General features: G+C 57.3%; 15 protein-coding genes. 7 read left to right on the top strand and 8 right to left on the bottom strand.

Annotated features, from left to right (window positions below):
- Nucleotides 1-181: 181 nt before the first annotated feature.
- A complete protein-coding gene (gene rtcA, locus ACOYNV_RS00535) occupies nt 182-1342 on the bottom strand; it encodes an RNA 3'-terminal phosphate cyclase (RefSeq protein WP_422897773.1) in 1161 nt (386 codons plus the stop codon).
- A 491-nt stretch (nt 1343-1833) separates the two neighbouring features.
- On the opposite strand from rtcA, the gene ACOYNV_RS00530 reads away from it, so the two are divergent.
- A complete protein-coding gene (locus ACOYNV_RS00530; protein ID WP_422897772.1) occupies nt 1834-2541 on the top strand; it encodes a DOMON-like domain-containing protein in 708 nt (235 codons plus the stop codon).
- Between the two features lie 11 nt (nt 2542-2552).
- The gene (locus ACOYNV_RS00525) at nt 2553-3764 is read left to right on the top strand and encodes an exo-beta-N-acetylmuramidase NamZ family protein (protein WP_422897796.1); all 1212 of its coding nucleotides are present in this window, start codon (nt 2553-2555) and stop codon (nt 3762-3764) included.
- Nucleotides 3765-4028: 264 nt separating this feature from the next.
- On the opposite strand, the gene ACOYNV_RS00520 is transcribed toward ACOYNV_RS00525, so the two are convergent.
- The 5 genes from ACOYNV_RS00520 to ACOYNV_RS00500 form a co-directional block, all read right to left on the bottom strand.
- The gene (locus tag ACOYNV_RS00520; protein WP_422897771.1) at nt 4029-5210 is read right to left on the bottom strand and encodes an acetyl-CoA C-acyltransferase family protein; all 1182 of its coding nucleotides are present in this window, start codon (nt 5208-5210) and stop codon (nt 4029-4031) included.
- Between the two features lie 54 nt (nt 5211-5264).
- Nucleotides 5265-6203, bottom strand: coding sequence for a CobD/CbiB family protein (locus ACOYNV_RS00515; RefSeq protein ID WP_422897770.1), 939 nt, complete (start codon nt 6201-6203; stop codon nt 5265-5267).
- A 370-nt stretch (nt 6204-6573) separates the two neighbouring features.
- Nucleotides 6574-7218, bottom strand: a complete 645-nt coding sequence (locus tag ACOYNV_RS00510) for a CoA pyrophosphatase (RefSeq protein ID WP_422897769.1) — start codon at nt 7216-7218, stop codon at nt 6574-6576.
- Nucleotides 7199-7456, bottom strand: a complete 258-nt coding sequence (locus ACOYNV_RS00505) for a hypothetical protein (protein ID WP_422897768.1) — start codon at nt 7454-7456, stop codon at nt 7199-7201. Before ACOYNV_RS00505 ends, ACOYNV_RS00510 begins: the two co-directional genes overlap by 20 nt.
- A 9-nt stretch (nt 7457-7465) precedes the next feature.
- Nucleotides 7466-8158 carry a retropepsin-like aspartic protease family protein gene (locus ACOYNV_RS00500; RefSeq protein WP_422897767.1) on the bottom strand — a complete coding sequence of 231 codons (693 nt, stop codon included), beginning with the start codon at nt 8156-8158 and terminating at the stop codon, nt 7466-7468.
- On the opposite strand from ACOYNV_RS00500, the gene ACOYNV_RS00495 reads away from it, so the two are divergent.
- The 5 genes from ACOYNV_RS00495 (at nt 8148) to ACOYNV_RS00475 (ending at nt 12953) form a co-directional block, all read left to right on the top strand.
- The gene (locus ACOYNV_RS00495; RefSeq protein WP_422897766.1) at nt 8148-8882 is read left to right on the top strand and encodes a type 1 glutamine amidotransferase; all 735 of its coding nucleotides are present in this window, start codon (nt 8148-8150) and stop codon (nt 8880-8882) included. The two genes, ACOYNV_RS00500 and ACOYNV_RS00495, sit on opposite strands and share 11 nt — an antisense overlap.
- A gap of 317 nt (nt 8883-9199) precedes the next feature.
- A complete protein-coding gene (locus ACOYNV_RS00490; RefSeq protein WP_422897765.1) occupies nt 9200-9826 on the top strand; it encodes a TetR/AcrR family transcriptional regulator in 627 nt (208 codons plus the stop codon).
- Entirely contained in the window at nt 9823-11022 is a 1200-nt protein-coding gene (locus ACOYNV_RS00485) for an efflux RND transporter periplasmic adaptor subunit (RefSeq protein ID WP_422897764.1), read from the top strand. The genes ACOYNV_RS00490 and ACOYNV_RS00485 overlap by 4 nt, the downstream gene beginning before the upstream one ends.
- Nucleotides 11019-12224: an ABC transporter permease gene (locus ACOYNV_RS00480; RefSeq protein ID WP_422897763.1), complete on the top strand. Its 1206-nt coding sequence runs from the start codon at nt 11019-11021 to the stop codon at nt 12222-12224. Before ACOYNV_RS00485 ends, ACOYNV_RS00480 begins: the two co-directional genes overlap by 4 nt.
- A gap of 3 nt (nt 12225-12227) precedes the next feature.
- Nucleotides 12228-12953, top strand: a complete 726-nt coding sequence (locus tag ACOYNV_RS00475) for an ABC transporter ATP-binding protein (protein WP_422897762.1) — start codon at nt 12228-12230, stop codon at nt 12951-12953.
- 77 nt (nt 12954-13030) lie between these two features.
- On the opposite strand, the gene rquA is transcribed toward ACOYNV_RS00475, so the two are convergent.
- Nucleotides 13031-13741 (bottom strand): rhodoquinone biosynthesis methyltransferase RquA, encoded by a 711-nt coding sequence (gene rquA, locus ACOYNV_RS00470; RefSeq protein ID WP_422897761.1) that lies wholly within the window; start codon nt 13739-13741, stop codon nt 13031-13033.
- Between the two features lie 530 nt (nt 13742-14271).
- Nucleotides 14272-17283 (bottom strand): DEAD/DEAH box helicase, encoded by a 3012-nt coding sequence (locus ACOYNV_RS00465; RefSeq protein ID WP_422897760.1) that lies wholly within the window; start codon nt 17281-17283, stop codon nt 14272-14274.
- Between the last annotated feature and the right edge of the window lie 99 nt (nt 17284-17382).

Here is a 17382-nt window from a genome sequence, read left to right as displayed (position 1 = left end):
GCACGAATGATGCAGTTATCCAATTTTTCGAGAGTTAAAACAAAAAGTGATTGTAACTATCATTCCACCAACCCGTGCTTAAATGGCCCCTTGGGGTGCAGCGCCGGTGGTGCATCTCTGGATTCCGGATCAAGCCCGGAATCCAGAGATGCTTTTTCGTCAGTTCGAGGTTAGCTGACTACTAAAGCGGAGAGACCGAAACTGCGGGGCGTTGATAAGCCCTGGCCAACGGAGGCCCCGCCCAGCGCTGCTCCCGGATTGGCGCCTCGGCGGCGATGCCCCGGTTTGCCATCTGCGGTACGCCACAGCCACGGACCATCAACTGCCCCGGCTCGCCGACCTGACCGTTGATGCTGACCGCGTCTGGCAGGAAGCGGTTGATCAGTTCTGCGGTAACGAGCATATGCTCGCTGATTCTGGACGCGGATAGCGCCGAGTCGCCATTGGCGAAGCTCAATGGCAGCAATAACTGGCTGGCCTGATGCGCATCCAGGGCACCTCCGCTATCCAGGCAGGCCATCAGGGCGTCCGACGCCTCGGCGGCAACCGTTTCCGGGGGTTTGCCCAGTTCGCCCAGGGCAAAAAAGCATTGCTGGCTATGCTCGAACTCGGCCAGCAGCACGATGTAGGTTCCCGGCACGGCGGCGGGGATCGTTCCGGAAACAATACTGATCGGAACACCCAGACTTTGTAGCCGCGACAGGATATGAAGCCGTTGCCGTTCGGCAACGGACGGGTCGAGACAGGCAACGACAGACTGCCCGCTGATACGCAATAGCGCACCTCGCTGCAGCAGGTGCAAGGGTTCGATCAAGGTCGCCGGATGGATGGTGGCGTGAACGATTCCGCCACCCTTCGGGGCAAAGCCGGCGGCTTGCAGCCTGACTTCGGCACGGTATCCGGCATGCTCAAGTTGCGGCAGCCAGTTCAATGCCAGATTTTCATAGGCCGGGCTGCGTGGGGCGTGGGTGACGCCGACCAGACGCAAGTGCGAAACCCGTCCCGCAAAGCTGAGGGGCAGCAAGAGTGTCTGCAGCAGAAGCGTCAGCGAGCCGGGGGTGTCGATGTCGATATCCGAATCCAGGCGCGAATCCAAACCCAACTCGCGCCGTGGTTCGAACACCAGTGTCTGCGAACCGATTACTGCTCCATCGACATAGGCATTGCTCAGACGCGCCAGCAATTCGATGATTCGCAGATGCTGCGGCTTCAGACCAGGACTGGTGCGTCTGGCGCGAATACGCGTCAGACGCACCGCCCGCCCGGTGAGCACAGCCAATGCCAGCGCTCCGCGAAGCACCACCCCTCCACCACTTCCTAATGACGCATCAATGCCAATCATCGCCCACTCCGGTCTGCCCCTGAAGCCCGGGGCGGGGGCAAGCCTTTACTTCACCTCAACGGTTCGACTCCATGACCCGTACAATGTTTCGCGTCCGCAAAGATATTCTGACGGCTGCCTTTGGCCATGAAAAAGTCGCTCGTTATCAGATCGCAGGAGTAAAAAACTCTCATGCCTAATCTATCGCTTGCCAGTTGATGACGATATACGTGTGCGTCTGTATTTCGAATACCGGATACTAGGTAATTTTCATGATTCCAATAAATTCCTGATGATTTCTCGCCTCGTATTGCAGTTGACCGTTTTTCTTTCTGACCTCAGAGCTTGTGAAATTATCAAGAACCCACCGCAGAGGCGCAAAGACGCAGAGAAAACGCAGAGTAACCCCCATTGTTTTTAAAGGTTTTCTCTGCGAAACCTCTGCGGCTCTGCGGTGGGTGTTCAGGCATTTTTTCACAACCTCTCAGCAAAGAACGGCTAAAATTCCGCGCATGCAAGCTGATGAAAATTCCTTCGATTACCCGCTAACCCTGCTCTGCCATCCGGCAACACCGGCCCCGGTGGTGCGTACGATCGAGGCGTGCGCATCGATCCGGCCGGATGGCTGTCTCGCCGTCGCCTTCCGGCTGTGGGCCGATATGGTCCGCCTGCTGATCCCGACAACGCAGGCAGCGGATCGAACGGTCATGGCTTTGATAGGCACCCCAAGTAATGAAAGCCCTGCCCGTCCCCCTCACCCCCGACCCCTCTCCCAGAGGGCGAGGGGAAGTTCGAGAGTCGCTGGCGCGACTTTCACGGTAACCGACGCCCTCTGGGAGCACACCTGTTTTGAAGCCTTCGTCGGCGTCGCCGGCGACCCGGCCTACCGCGAGTTCAATTTCTCGCCCTCCGGACAGTGGGCCACCTACGCTTTTTCCGGCTATCGTCAGCCTGACCAGGCGGCCACCCCGATCACCGCGCCAACCATCACTTCCCGCTTGTTCGCCGGCCGGCTGGAATTAGAGGCGATCATCCCCCGGGATGCACTGCCAACCCGCTCCGGCACGCTACAGATCGGCCTCTCGGCCGTCGTTGAAGCCGCCGACACCGTCGATGGCAGCCACAGTTACTGGGCGCTGCGTCATCCTGCGCGACACCCCGACTTTCACCACCGCGACGCCTTTACGCTTGAACTGGCCGACCCGCGCAACTCTGTTTGAAAGCCTCCACGATGCATGTCATCAAGTTTGGACTCGACCGTCTGCTGGAAGAGGCCGAATTGCGCAAGCCGCTGCTCGGCAAGCGCATCGCCCTGCTCGCCCACCCGGCCTCGGCAAGTACCGATCTGACGCACGCCCTGGATGCGCTGGCCGCACTGCCTGATCTGCGCCTGAGCGCCGCCTTCGGCCCGCAGCACGGGCTGCGCGGCGACAAGCAGGACAATATGGTCGAGTCGCCAGACTTCCTCGATCCGCTGCACGGCATCCCGGTATTCAGCCTGTATGGCGCCGTGCGTCGCCCGACGCCGGCGATGATGGCCAGCTTCGACGTACTCCTGATCGACCTGCAGGATCTTGGCTGCCGCATTTACACCTTCATCACCACCCTGCGCTATCTGCTTGAAGCCGCCGCCGAGCACGGCAAGACGGTGTGGATTCTCGACCGCCCCAACCCCGCCGGCCGCCCGATGGAAGGGCTGTTGCTGCGTAGCGGCTGGGAGAGCTTTGTCGGCGCCGGGCCGCTGCCCATGCGCCACGGTCTGACCATGGGCGAACTGGCGCGCTGGTTCATTGCCACCCTGAAGCTCGATGTGGACTGCGAAGTCGTCACCATGCACGGCTGGTCACCCGAATCAGCGCCCGGTTACGGCTGGCCGCTCGGCGAGCGCATCTGGATCAATCCCAGCCCGAATGCGCCCAATGTTTCGATGGCGCGCTGTTACGCCGGCACCGTCATGCTTGAAGGCACGACGCTCTCCGAAGGGCGCGGCACGACCCGTCCGCTCGAACTGTTCGGCGCCCCGGATATTGACGCTCGCACCCTGATCGCCGAAATGCAGGCGCTGGCTCCCGAGTGGCTGGCTGGCTGCCGCCTGCGTGACTGCTGGTTCGAGCCGACCTTCCACAAGCACGCCGGCAAGCTGTGCAACGGCGTGCAGATTCACGTTGAAGATGAAAGCTACCGGCACCACGCCTTCCGCCCGTGGCGCGTGCAAAGCCTGGCCTTCAAGGCACTGCGCCGCCTGCAGCCGGATTACGCCCTGTGGCGTGATTTTGCCTACGAATACGAGCAGGACCGGCCGGCCATCGACCTGATCAACGGCAGCCCGCTATTGCGCGAATGGGTCGATGATCCACAAGCCACGCCGGCCGACCTCGATGCATTGACTCAGCCTGACGAAACCGCCTGGGAAGCCGAGCGGAAGGCTTTTCTGCTGTATTGAAAAACCATCCTCAGAGGTTGTGAAAAATTCATTTCAGCCGAATCTCCTCGCTCGTCACCCCGGCGAAGGCCGGGGTCCAGTTCGTCTATCTGATTGTTTTCATGAATATCAGAGGTGCGCACTGGATTCCGGCCTTCGCCGGAATGACGGTCTTGGATGCTTGTGCCAATTAATTCACAGCCTCTCAAGCCCAACCAGGGAATGCGCAAACCAAAAAAAACCGACGGACAAGCCGTCGGTTTTTTTTCTGCGCGTTACCTTAGATCAGAGACGTTCGAAAATCACGGCGATACCTTGCCCGCCACCGATGCACATGGTGACCAGCGCGTACTTGCCGCTGACGCGCTGAAGTTCGTACAAGGCCTTGGTGGCGATGAAAGCGCCAGAGCAACCAACCGGGTGACCCAAGGCAATGGCGCCGCCGTTAACGTTGGTCTTGACCGGATCAAGTTCCAGCCCTTTGTTCACAGCAATCGCCTGAGCGGCAAAGGCTTCGTTGGCTTCGATCACGTCCATCTTGTCCAGCGTCAAACCGGCCTTCTTGAGGGCCAGCTTGGTCGCCGGGATCGGGCCTTCGCCCATGATCTCGTTCGGCACGCCGGCGATGGCGTATGAAACGATGCGGGCAATCGGTTTCTGGCCGGCACGCGCTGCAACGTCGGCTGCTGCCAGCACAAAGAAGGCGGCGCCATCATTGATGCCTGAAGCATTGCCGGCGGTAACCGTGCCATCTTTTTTGAATGCCGGCTTCATTTTTGCCAGCGACTCAAGCGTTGTGTTGGCTTTGACGTGCTCGTCGGTGTCGAAAACGACATCGCCTTTGCGCGTCTTCTGAACGATCGGGACGATCTGCGACTTGAAGCGGCCCTCGGCAATCGCTCGCCCAGCACGCTGTTGCGATTCAAGTGCAAATGCGTCCTGCTCTTCGCGGCTGATGTTCCATTTGACGGCGAGGTTTTCTGCCGTGATGCCCATGTGGCCAACACCAAACGGATCGTTCAACGTGGCAACCATCGAATCGACGGCCGAGGCATCACCCATGCGAGCACCCGAACGCATGGCCGGCAGCATATAGGTGCCGCGCGACATGACTTCGACACCACCACCGATGCCGTAGTCGCTGTCACCAAGCATGATGTTCTGTGCCGAACTGACGATTGCCTGCAGACCTGATGAGCAGAGGCGGCTGACCTGCATGGCGATGGAGTCCATCGGCAAACCGGCCTGAATGGAGGCAACGCGCGAGACGTAGGCAAAGCGCGAATCGGTCGGAATGACGGTACCTACGGTCACATAATTGATTTCCTTTGGATCGACTCCGGAACGGGCAATCGACTCTTTCATGACGATACCGGCCAACTCGCATGGCTCGATGAAGGCAAGTGAACCGCCAAAGGTACCGATCGCCGAACGGGCTGCGCTTAAAACAACAATATCTCTGCTCATGTGAAAACTCCTCCAGTTAATTAATGAATTAATGATTCTATTTGTATTTTTTGATTACGCTCCCACCAGACTGGCCAAACCCAACAACAGCAACAGCAACAACCAGAGCACCAAAGCCCGCCAGACCAGGCCGACAGCACTCTGCATGAAATCCACATCGGCTTCGTCACCGGTGCCCATCTCGGCACGATCGGCAATTTCGCCGGCCTCGACCACCGGCATGCCCAGACGCACACCCAGCGCACCGGCACCGCTTGCCAGAACAATGCCGATGCCACTACCCAGTTGGCTATCCGGCCATTTGTCCGCCTGCGTACGCCAGCAATAAATCGCATCTTCAAAATCACCGACAATGGCGAATCCGGCGGCGGTAACCCGCAAGGGTAGCCAGTCTATAACAGCAAAAGCTTGTTGTGAGAATTTTCCGAAATGCCCTGCATCGGCGTCGCTGCGCCGTCCCCAGGCGTCAGCAAAAATTGCTGCTGCGCGATAAAGAACTGCACCGCACGGCCCCGGCAACAGCAAGAAACACACGAGCACGCCGAACACATGACGATGTGATGCGCTGAGCGCTTCCTCAATCGCCAGCCGGGCGATATCCGATGATGAAAGATCATCGGCAGGACGCTTCCGCCATTCAGCCAGCAACTTGCGCGCGTGCGGCAAATCGTCCATGCGCAGGGCGAGTTGAATATCGGTGTAATAGTGGCTGAACTGCCGGAAACCCATGGTCAGATAAAGCATCAGGACGTTCCACAGCCAGGCCAGTAGCGGGTTGAGTTTGCTGAGGGCCAAATGAACACCACCGGCAACCAGAACAAGTCCACCGACGCCGATCAGCCAGGCGATCAAGCCGTGAACGCGCTCACCTGCGTTAAAGTGACCTTCAAGAAACCGGGCGAACCGTGAAAGCGGTTCGTGAACAGCCCAGTCGTAGGGCAATGGCCGGAACTGTTCTATCAGCAGAACGGCGATCAGAGAAAAAAGACCCATAGTAAAAATTTGATGGCACGACGCAAAATCTTCCGCGCCCGCCTAGTATCTTAAAAGCTCAAGATAACATAATTCATAAGCATTTGCAGAACAGGTCAAATGCATGGCATGGGTAAATTTGTTCTAACCATCCGTCGTCATACCGGCGAAGGTGACCGAAGGAAATGCAGAGCCCGGTATCCAGATTCGTCCATCTGATCAAGATGTTAAAAGACCTGTTTGATAAACGAACTGGCTCTGCATTTCCTTCGGTCAGATTCCGGGTCAAGCCCGGAATGACGGTATATCAATGGGTTAGCGGTAGAACAAATTCACCCTGAAATGCATGGAGACTCGATCCAGCAAGGAGTTTCAAGGGTAATAACCTGGCTCATTCGGCCAGCGCCCGGGAAAGGGTTACTATAATTCCGGCGGTTGCGCCCCAGATGAAATACTCTCCGTAGGGCATCGCGAAATAGTGCCGCAACTTTCCGCGATAGTGCATTGAATGCCGTTGATGGTTGGCTGAATCCATCAGGAATGCGAACGGCACCTCGAAAATTTCCGCAACCTCAAAGGGATCCGGACGCAAATCAAATGGCGGCGTCAGTATCGCCACCACGGGGGTAACGCGAAAACCCGTTCCAGTGCGGTATTCGGGAAGATATCCGACGATCTCGACATGCACCGACGACAGGCCGATTTCTTCCTCGGCTTCACGCAATGCGGTGTGCGCCGGCGAATAATCTTCGGGTTCGACACGGCCGCCGGGAAAGCTGATCTGCCCCGGATGATCCTTCAGGTGCGCTGTACGCTGGGTTAGCAGCACCGAAGGCCCGCTTTCGCGCAAGACGATGGGAAAGAGCACTGAAGCCGGTGTCAGTTCCTCGTCACCGACACCATCCTCCAGAACAAATTCGGTTCGCGACGGGACCGGCAGCAGCACCGAGCGCAGCCGATCAAGATCAATGACTTCCGGATTCAAGCGGCTTGGCGTCTGGGCAAAGGTACCCGTTTCAGTCGACAGCTTCCTCATCCTCGATTTCGGCACGTACGGCATTCAGAGCGTCCTGCAATGTTTCTTCAGGCAGCGCATTGATCGTCGTGGCCACCAGATCGGCAGATTCTACGGATCCGACTGGCAGACGCTTGCTGTCCAGACTGGCGATCAGGGCAGCGGTCGCACCCACAACCTGCAGCAGGGTCTGCCGCTCGCCCATCAACAATTCAAGTTCGCGGCGCAACATGATGATTTCCTGGTCGCGATGGGGCATGTAATTCTCCTAGTAGCGTTTCTTCAGCGTCATGGTATCTCCATCACGCTGCATTTCCATACGGTTCAAAAAACTCATGCCAAGCAATGCAATTGGCAGATCGTTTTGATGCACTATGGCGTCGACATTATTCATGACAATTTCACCGACGCGCACGGTATCGAGCTTGACACGCAACACCATCGTCTGACCATTGGCGGTATTGGCGATTCCAGGCTGCCCTTTGCTGGAGTCGATGCCAAGTCGGCGTGCATCGCTGGCACCGAGGGAAATCAGGGAGGCGCCAGTATCAACTATAAAACGAACGGTCTTCCCGTTAATGCTCCCGGTCGCCAAAAAATGCCCGCCCGAGTCTGCCGTCAGCACGACCGTTGCCGGACCGCTACCTGACGACTGCGAGGCAACGTTCTGGCCGACACGCAGCACCCGCTTCTTGCCATCAACTTCGAGAGTGGCAGTTTCTCCCTCGATGGAAAGCACTTTCACCCCTTCGTCAGTCTTGACACCCAGCGCTACGATGCGAGGTGCTCCACCATTGATGGTCAGCAAGGCCTTGCCCGGAAACAAGCCGGCCAGACCGACGTCTGCGCCATGGAGCAAGGGGGCGGCCAGCAATAGGCAGAGTAAGGTCGCGCGCGTAAAATTCACCGCACACCATGAAACATCGCCTCTAGCCATCAATCGTCCAATCATGAAACCCATCGCAATTTTCCGTCACACCGAAACCGAGGGAGCAGGCTATTTTGCCACATTCCTCGATCGTCGCTCGATTCCATGGAAACTGATTGCTATCGACCGGGGTGAAACCGTTCCCGCACAGGCAAACGAATTCTCCGGTATCTGCCTGATGGGCGGACCGATGAGCGTCAACGACCCGTTGCCGTGGATCGATAAGGTATGCGCGCTGATTCGCGCTGCCGACGCCGGGAACATCCCGGTCATCGGACATTGCCTGGGCGGGCAGTTAATCAGCAAGGCACTCGGCGGCAGCATCACGCGCAGCCCGGTCAAGGAAATCGGCTGGGGAAGTGTCAGCGCAGATAACAACGAAAGCGCGCGTCAATGGCTTGGCGATTGGCGTGAGGAAACAGGCATGGCGACGGTGTTCCAGTGGCATGGGGAAACTTTCAGCCTTCCGCCCGGTGCGCAACGTATTTTCACCAATGAGTTCTGCCCCAACCAGGCATTTACCCGTGGCCCGCATCTGGCGCTGCAGTGCCATGTCGAAATGGATGTTGAAATGATCAGCGAGTGGTGCAAATCCTGGGCCGCCGAGGTGGAGGGACTCGATCCGTTGCCAGCAACGCTACAGACACCGGAACAAATGCTGGCGGAGACGCCAACCCGCCTCCCGACCATGCGTCGCCTGGCCGACCAGTTGTACTCGGCATGGATCAGAGGGTTGAATTACAGCGCCTCTGAATGACTTGCTTTCAGGTATTGCAGCCACGACACCAATCTTAAGAAATTCTGCATGAACAAATTTTTCTTAACCGAGCTGCGAGGCAGGCAGAATGGACGTCTTGAGATGACCATCCGTGGGAGTCAATGTTTACGGGGCTCCAACGGCATGCATCGCCAGGATCGCCTGTTTATGCGGCTCGCAGCCCTTCGCCTCTGGTATGTAAACTCCCATATTTGGCTGCGTTCATTTTATTGCCCTGCCCCCACGGGTAAGCCTCTATTGATTTTCTCCTTTTCCACGCTATGATAGTAAGCAACTAATTACTTACTTATATCGGAATGAATCCAGCCAAACCACTCAAAGTGACCGCAATCCGCCTCAGTTCTGAGGCAAGAAAAACGCAAATCATCGAGACGGTGCTGGCCCTCGCCGCGGAACATAGCCCAGGACAGATCACCACACAGGAGATCGCCAACCTGGTTGGCGTCACGCAGGGCGCACTCTTTCGCCACTTCCCGAGCAAGGAGGCGATCTGGCTGGCAGTCATTGCCTGGGTTGAGGAAAACCTGCTCAACGCGCTGGAAGCGGCGGCAAGCCAAGCGCCAAGCCCGGTCGACAGCCTGCAACGGGTGTTCTTCTGCCACGTCGATTTCGTTGTTGCCAGACCCGGAGTGCCACGCCTGATTTTCAATGAATTGCAGCAGCCCACCGATTCGGCCATCAAGGTAGCCGTACGGAAAATGCTCCAGCGCTATCGCCAACTCGTGATCAGCCTGATTGAAGCGGCTGCTGCATGCGGCGAGATTGATCGAAATGTCGATGCCGGCGCTGCCACCACCCTCTTTATCGGATCTTTCCAGGGACTGGTCATGCAATCGATGCTTTCCGGCAGCGTGAACTCCATGCAGCAGACGGCCGAACAGATCTTTCCCCTCTTTCTGCACAGCCTCAAGGAATCGGCATGAATACGCCTTTCAAGCTGCACTATTTTTCGCAAAGATTCTGGCTGATCATCGTCGCTATTGTCGTGCTTTCAGGTTTCGGGTTTGTCGTTGCACGTAGCGGCCCGCTGGCTCCGATAAAGGTGACTGTCGCCGAGGTTATCGAAGCCGATCTGGCGCCCACGCTGTTCGGAATCGGCACTGTCGAAGCGCGTCGCAGCTACCAGATTGGTCCTACCGCCGCTGGCCGGGTGCAAAGCGTAGCGGTAGATGTGGGGGAGTTGGTCAAGGCCGGGCAATTACTGGCCGAAATGGACCCTATTGACCTTGATCAGCGCGCGGCAGCCGGCGGCGCCGCACTGGCCCGGGCAAGCAGCGCAATCGCCGCCGCCGCGGCGCAACGACGCGATGCCCAGGTTCGCCGCGAGCTTTCTGGCGCCAACGCCAGGCGTTACGTCGAACTGGGTGAAAAGGCTTTCGTCACGCGCAGTGTTGTCGACGGCAAACTTCAGGAAGAACAGTCGGCCATTGCCCAACTCAACGCCGCCGAAGCCACTCTTTCCGGCGCCCGCCAGGATCAGGCCCGACTGAGATCCGAACACGCTGGTCTGCTTCAACAGCGGGCAAAGATCCGCCTTGTCGCACCGGTCGACGGCATCATCACCGCACGCGACGCCGAACCCGGCTCGACCCTCGTGGCCGGCCAAAGCGCCGTGCGCATGATCGACCCCGGCAGCCTGTGGATCAAGCTCAGGCTGGATCAAAGCCGATCCAGCGGCCTGCAACCGGGCCTGTCGGCCAAGATCACCCTGCGCTCGCAACCTGGTATCGAGATCTCCGGCAAGGTCGCTCGCGTTGAACTGATCGCCGACAGCATCACCGAGGAGCGCCTCGCCCAGGTGAGCTTTGAGCGGATTCCAGACACGCTGGCGATCGGAGAAATGGCCGAGGTCACCTTGCAACTCCCTGCCATCAAAAAAGCACGGGTCATCCCCAGTGCCGCCTTGCGTTATCAGGGTGACATAGCTGGCGTATGGAAACTGGTCGATGGCGCACTGCAATTTACCCCGGTAAAGTTGTCCGCAAGCAGCAGCGACGGCAAGATTCAGGTCAACGAAGCTTTATCCGTGGGAGACAGCATAGTCGTCCATAGCGAGAAGGAGTTGAAGTCCGACAGCCGTATCAAGGTCGTTACCGCGTTGACTGGATCGGGAAAATGATCAGTCTGGCTGGACGCGACATCCTCCACTCCTGGCCAAAGTTTGTCCTGACCGGCGTTGGCCTGGGGCTGCTGATTGGTGTCACGCTGAGCATGGCCGGCATCTACCGCGGGATGGTCGATGATGCGCAGGCACTGCTCACAAACAGCGGCGCCGATCTGTGGGTGGTGCAAAAGGACACGCTCGGCCCCTATGCCGAACCCTCAAGCATCCGCGACGACATTTATCGCGACCTTCTCGGCATGCCGGGTGTGCAACGCGCCGCGAATGTCACTTATCTCACCATGCAGGTGAGCAAGAGCGGTGCCGAAAATGCCGACGAAGTGCGCACCATGGTCGTTGGCTTCGAACCCGGACAACCAGGTGAACCGCCCTATCTCGTTGCTGGACGACAGATCATGCGTAGCCACTATGAGGCCATTGTCGACATCAAGACCGGCTTTGTCGTCGGTGACCGCATCCGCATTCGCCGCCATGACTACACAGTCGTTGGCGTCACCAGGCGCATGGTCTCCTCGGGCGGCGATCCGATGATCTTCATCCCGCTGAAAGACGGGCAGGAGGCTCAATTCCTCAAGGACAATGACGCCATCCGCAACGAACGTTCGCGCACGGCCGCCAATCCGACTTTGAACCGCCCCGGCACGCCCGGACTGCTCGAAGCGATACAGTCTTCACAAACCATCAACCACAACGTCAATGCCGTGCTGGTAAGGGTTTCGGATGCCTATTCAGCAACCGCTGTGGCGCGCAACATTGAGCGCTGGAAACACTTGCAGGCCTTCACGCAGGCCGAAATGAGCGAGATTCTGGTGGCCAAGCTGATCACTACCTCGGCCCGGCAGATAGGCATGTTTCTGGTCATCCTGTCCATCGTCAGCGCCGCTATCGTAGCCTTCATTATCTACACCATGACGATCAGCAAAATTCGCGAAATAGCCGTGCTCAAGTTGATCGGCACCCGCGACCGCACGATCGCCGGGATGATCCTGCAACAAGCGCTTGGACTGGGCCTGATCGGCTTCATGGTCGGTAAAACAGTGGCCACGGCTTGGGCGCCCATCTTCCCGAAATACGTTTTGCTCGAACCCGGCGATGCCGTGCGCGGCTTCGTGCTGGTCATGCTGATTTGCGCCATCGCCAGCACTCTGGCCATCCGCGTCGCCTTGAAAGCCGATCCCGCTGACGCCATTGGAGGCTGAGGAATGAACAGCAGAACAAGCAGTACCGGACTCGGCATTCGCATCGAAGGGTTGCGCAAACGTTATGGCGAAGGCGACATGGCCGTCGAAGCGCTGCGCGAGGTCAACATGATCGTCGCCCCTGGCGAAGTGGTCGGCCTGGTTGGCCCCAGCGGCTCTGGCAAGAGCACCTTGCTCAAGTGCCTCGGCGCCATCATCACGCCGACGGCGGGGAAAATGTGGCTGGGCGATCAGCCTATTTTCGATAATGGCTGGAAGACCAACGACCTGCGCGCCTTGCGCCGCGACAGCATCGGTTTTATCTTCCAGGCGCCCTACCTGATCCCGTTTCTCGACGTCACCGACAATGTCGCCCTGCTTCCGATGCTGGCGGGGCTCTCGAACGACAAGGCGAGAAGCAGGGCGCTTGATCTGCTCACCGAACTCGATGTCCAGCACCGCGCCAAGGCTCAACCATCAAAGCTTTCCGGCGGCGAACAGCAACGCGTTTCGATCGCCCGCGCTCTGGCCAATCAGCCGCCGGTAATTCTCGCCGACGAACCGACAGCGCCGCTCGACAGCGAACGGGCTCTGGGGGTGATGCGCATCCTCAACCGCATGGCCGTGCAGTACAAAACCGCGATCATTGTTGTGACGCACGACGAAAAGATCATCCCCACCTTCAAGCGCATTTACCACATTCGTGATGGGAAAACCTACGAGGAAGCGGGCGAAGGTCGAGAGCCATAAAAAAAGCGCGGCACACAAGGCCACGCGTTTTCAGGATTTCGCAACACCGGTACGCCCTCAATCGGGCGAGACCGCATTCAGGGTTTGTGCTCAACCACAACGCACTGATAAACACCGCCGAAGAACGTTTTCTTGCTCCAGGAAAAGCGGTCGGACTGGCTGGCGTAAGCGCTTATTTCGTTCTTCCAGAGTGCCTCGGCAAACGGTTCCAGATAGTGATTGACGAGTTTCAGGACGTAACGAATCGGCTGCCACTTTGCCGGGTTATGGTAATCGACAAACACCGCCTTGCTGCCCTTGGGCAATTTTTCCAGCATTTTGTTGACGATTTCGTATTTTTTCTCTTCAGGGACTTCGTGCAACAGGAAAAAGCTGCAGATCAGGTCGTAATCGACAAACTCTTCACCAATGAAAGCTGCGGCATCACTACGAATGACTTTGGTCCATTCCATGCCATCCAGCTTGCGAAGGCCATGCTCGACCTGAATCGGAGTAACGTCTGTCAGATGAAAAACGCCTTTGGGCCCTACCTTCTGCGCCGCGCGGGTTACCAGATCGCCATATACGTGGGCCAGTTGCCAGACGCGCATACCTTCCTTGATCTCGTTCAGGTAGGCACGCATCAGACGCTGGTCGTTCAGGAACAGCAACACCCGCACCACCCAGATGCGATCAAGCGCATGAACCCACTTGGGATTTACATAAGCCCAGTCATACACATCGGTCATGTAAACGGGGACGCCGTCGTAATAGGGGTCTATGGCGAGTGAGGCGTGATTCTTGGTCATTACTCTGATCCTATCTAGTCAAATCACAAGCAGTCTGCCAAAACCTCCAGACATGAGAAACACCTGTGTGGCAATCCGAACAGCGGATGAGGCATAAAGTTTTGAATTATCCCTGACCTGGTCATTCCGGTCAAACAACTATAGCTATGAAACTCGCTGAAAACCCCTTGTATTTCATGGCATTCGTACTGATGAAGCGCCTGTTCGAAAGCCTTATTTTATGTCTTATAGATACAATTTTCTGTTCTCACCGCACTACGACTGATCTTGACCACAGATAAACCAGAAAGGAAACCAGAATACTTATCATTGATATTGTTCAAATAATCAGACTTCCAACATCCTTATAGGTTCCAAAATTTATTATTGGACAATGGATTTCGCTATAAAGCGCAATGAAAAGTGCTGACACCGGAATCAACCCATACAGGTAGGCAAAACATCGTCAAACCGCAAGAAAATTCTATTGCGAAGGGAAAAGGCAAGGTGCACCAGCACTTGAATACACCCCGCCCTGCACCGACTTTGCGTCAAACGGGGAGCGGGGCAAAAAGAGCGGCTATGTCGTCTTCGCCAAACTTCAGGTTGATAGTGCGATCCTCGGAGAGAATACCGGCCGCAAGGTCTGCCTTGCGTTCCTGCAGGACGAGAATTTTTTCCTCAATACTGCCAGCGATGATGAGTTTGTAGACAAAAACCGGCTTGTCCTGGCCGAGACGATGGGCGCGATCAGTCGCCTGATTTTCCACCGCCGGATTCCACCACGGATCATAGTGAATCACGGTGTCGGCCGCCGTGAGATTGAGGCCAACGCCTCCGGCTTTGAGGCTGATCAGGAAAATCGGAACCTCACCAGCCTGGAATCGACGCACCGGCGTTTCGCGGTCAGTGGTATCGCCGGTCAGAATTACGTAGTCAAGACCGGCATGTTTCAGTTCGGTCTCAATCAGTGAAAGCATGCTGGTAAATTGCGAGAAAAGCAGAATGCGCCGACCCTCTTCAACCTGCTCGGGCAGCATGGTCATCAACAGTTCCAGCTTGGCGCGCTCCTTGACCCGTTGCGCTGAAACGGTCTTGACCAGGCGAGGATCACAGCAGATCTGCCGCAGTTTGAGCAGCGCATCGAGGATGACGATCTGGCTGCGGCCGAAGCCCTTGCTGGCAACCTCTTCTCGCACCATGATATCCATGGCCGCGCGGACGGTTTCGTAGAGGTCGCGCTGGCTACCGGCAAGTTCGACCTTGCGCAGGATGATTGTTTTTGGCGGCAACTCACGTGCCACTTCTTCTTTCTTGCGGCGCAGGATGAAAGGTCGTATCCGCCGGGCAAGCAAATTGCGGCGGGGCGCATCGCCCTGTTTCTCGATTGGCGTGCGCCAGTATTTGGTAAAGGTATTGCTGTCGCCAAGCAAGCCGGGCAAAAGAAAATCAAACTGGCTCCACAACTCGCCGAGATGGTTCTCCAGCGGCGTGCCGGTCAGGCACAACCGGTGCCGCGCATCGATCTTGCGCACGGCTTCGGCCCCCTTGCTGCGGGCATTTTTAACGGTTTGTGCCTCGTCGAGAATAAGCAGGTGATAGCGGTGCCGGGTCAACTCGTGGGCATCACGCCAGAGAAGAGGATAGGTAGTCAGCACCACATCGTGCTGCGAGATTTCAACAAACCGGCTTTTTCGTTCGGCACCGTGCAGCGAAAGGATCGACAGGCTGGGCGCAAAGCGCGCTGCCTCATTCTTCCAGTTGAAAATAAGTGAAGTAGGCAAAACGATCAGTGCCGGGCGATCCAGCCGCCCGGCTTCCTTTTCCAGAAGCAAGTGGGCCAGCGCCTGGGCTGTTTTGCCCAGCCCCATGTCGTCGGCCAGAATGCCGGACAGATTTTGCTCGCGAAGAAACTGCAGCCAGGCCAGCCCCTCCTTCTGGTAGGAACGCAGTTCCAGCCCCAGACCGGCAGGTGCGTCAATGTGACTGATTCCCTGCGCCGCCGACAACTGGTCGGCAAGCGCCAGCAAGTCCCGCTGCCCGCGAAACTGCCAGCGGCTGGTGTCGCTGAGTTCAGCCAGACGCGGGGCATCAAAACGTGACAAGCGAATGGTATTTCCACCAGAAAAACCGTCGAAGAGATCAATCAAGGTCGCAGCGAGTGGCTTCAAACGCCCGGCTGGTGCGCGGATACGCTGGTTGGCCGGCGTTTTAAGCTCGATCATCTCGTCATCAGCAATCCGCTCCAGCAGCGCCGTGTCCAGCCAGCGTGGGTCACGCCGAAACAGGGACGCCAGAAGCGGCGCCAGCGGCAATCGCTCGCCTTCTACGATAATGCCCATGTCGAGGTCAAACCAGCCGTTTTCCGATTCGAGAAGCTCGGCTTCCCAAGACTCTACCTGCAGCGTGTGATGACGAAAGTCGTCTTCAAACTCGATCTGCCAACCTGCATTGCGCAATGCAGGTAGCGCTTCCTGCATGAAGAGAGACCAGCTTGATTCATTGGCCAGACCATACGCACTATCGGGTGGACTGCCGAAGGTATGGAGAGCATAGCCCGGTATTTTCTGCAGCCCCGTTTTAGCCAGGCTGTCCATCAAGGCGTTTTCCCGCTCGTTCTGACGCAGGATACGAACGGTTTCACCATCAGGCAATGTTGAAAACTCGCGAATGTCGTCCGGCTTGATCTCGGCGTCCTGATAGCGAAACACCGGCAGAACCACGTCGAAAGAACCCGCATTATAGCTAGAGGAATAACCGCGCCAATTCCTGTTACCGTGCGTATCCAGGGTCTGCAGGCGCAATACAGGAACCGGACTGGCTTCTATGCGGCGCAGGCAGGCACTGGCGTTTTCAGCGGAAATCTGCAATTCGGGCGCCAGTTCAGTCAGCGTTTCGGTAACCAGTGCTGCCTCCTTCGCCGAAAGCGGTGGCAGCGAAAACAGTCGCGCAATGACTGCCGGGTTGCCAAGGACTTCAAGAGTGCCGATGACACCTTCATCCAGATCGACATACCAGGGAGGTTGCAGCGGGATAACCAGACTGGCTGCCAGCGTCGGCTTGAAACAAGGCCTTTGCCGCCCATTGGCATCAAACTGCCAACTCACGATCGCCGGACGCGCCTCGCCCAGCAATAGCGGGGAGAAATCATTTTCCGGATAGAGACGACCCGTGCGTGCCATCCGCTGCAGAATATCTCCGCCGTGCTGCGGGCCCAGACCAAAGGCCCGCAAACCGGAGTCATGGGCCCGCTCCGCCCACAGCAAACGAAGAATGCCTAGATCCTCCTCGGCTACGAAAAGTGGCTGTTTGATCAGCGCCCGATCAATGGTCCACCACTCCTCGGCACTCTCGGGGTCACGGCCCTTGTGAACGGTCACCCCGAAGCCACAAGCGTCCGCTGTCCATTGCAGGATATAGAACAACTGGGTTCGGCTGGCGGATGCCTTGCTGGTCTTCTTGCTGACCGCCATCGAAACCTGGCGTAATTCTTCCACCCAGGAAAGTACTCCAGGATTGATGCGCACTTTTTCTTCTTGATTTTCAGCAGTCTTTGACGACATGGGCATCAGAACTCAATTGGCAAACAGCGCCGTACGTCGGCAGAAACAAATGCCATGCACTTGCAGGAGATATTTCATGAAGCGGGCCAGAAGCGAGAC

The sequence above is a fragment of the Propionivibrio sp. genome, from assembly GCF_049316945.1.
Classification (GTDB): Bacteria; Pseudomonadota; Gammaproteobacteria; order Burkholderiales; family Rhodocyclaceae; genus Propionivibrio.
The sequence above is the reverse complement of the archived record's forward strand: the minus strand, read 5'-3'. Positions and strand labels throughout refer to the sequence as shown.

Excerpts from the sequence above, each read along its gene's own strand:
- ACOYNV_RS00495 (WP_422897766.1), top strand. The coding sequence starts at position 8,148 with ATGAAACCCATCGCAATTTTCCGTCACACCGAAACCGAGGGAGCAGGC.
- ACOYNV_RS00465 (WP_422897760.1), bottom strand. The coding sequence starts at position 17,283 with ATGTCGTCAAAGACTGCTGAAAATCAAGAAGAAAAAGTGCGCATCAAT.
- ACOYNV_RS00520 (WP_422897771.1), bottom strand. The coding sequence starts at position 5,210 with ATGAGCAGAGATATTGTTGTTTTAAGCGCAGCCCGTTCGGCGATCGGT.
- rquA (WP_422897761.1), bottom strand. The coding sequence starts at position 13,741 with ATGACCAAGAATCACGCCTCACTCGCCATAGACCCCTATTACGACGGC.
- rtcA (WP_422897773.1), bottom strand. The coding sequence starts at position 1,342 with ATGATTGGCATTGATGCGTCATTAGGAAGTGGTGGAGGGGTGGTGCTT.
- ACOYNV_RS00490 (WP_422897765.1), top strand. The coding sequence starts at position 9,200 with ATGAATCCAGCCAAACCACTCAAAGTGACCGCAATCCGCCTCAGTTCT.
- ACOYNV_RS00525 (WP_422897796.1), top strand. The coding sequence starts at position 2,553 with ATGCATGTCATCAAGTTTGGACTCGACCGTCTGCTGGAAGAGGCCGAA.
- ACOYNV_RS00480 (WP_422897763.1), top strand. The coding sequence starts at position 11,019 with ATGATCAGTCTGGCTGGACGCGACATCCTCCACTCCTGGCCAAAGTTT.
- ACOYNV_RS00485 (WP_422897764.1), top strand. The coding sequence starts at position 9,823 with ATGAATACGCCTTTCAAGCTGCACTATTTTTCGCAAAGATTCTGGCTG.
- ACOYNV_RS00475 (WP_422897762.1), top strand. The coding sequence starts at position 12,228 with ATGAACAGCAGAACAAGCAGTACCGGACTCGGCATTCGCATCGAAGGG.
- ACOYNV_RS00505 (WP_422897768.1), bottom strand. The coding sequence starts at position 7,456 with ATGCCCCATCGCGACCAGGAAATCATCATGTTGCGCCGCGAACTTGAA.
- ACOYNV_RS00530 (WP_422897772.1), top strand. The coding sequence starts at position 1,834 with ATGCAAGCTGATGAAAATTCCTTCGATTACCCGCTAACCCTGCTCTGC.
- ACOYNV_RS00510 (WP_422897769.1), bottom strand. The coding sequence starts at position 7,218 with ATGAGGAAGCTGTCGACTGAAACGGGTACCTTTGCCCAGACGCCAAGC.
- ACOYNV_RS00500 (WP_422897767.1), bottom strand. The coding sequence starts at position 8,158 with ATGGGTTTCATGATTGGACGATTGATGGCTAGAGGCGATGTTTCATGG.
- ACOYNV_RS00515 (WP_422897770.1), bottom strand. The coding sequence starts at position 6,203 with ATGGGTCTTTTTTCTCTGATCGCCGTTCTGCTGATAGAACAGTTCCGG.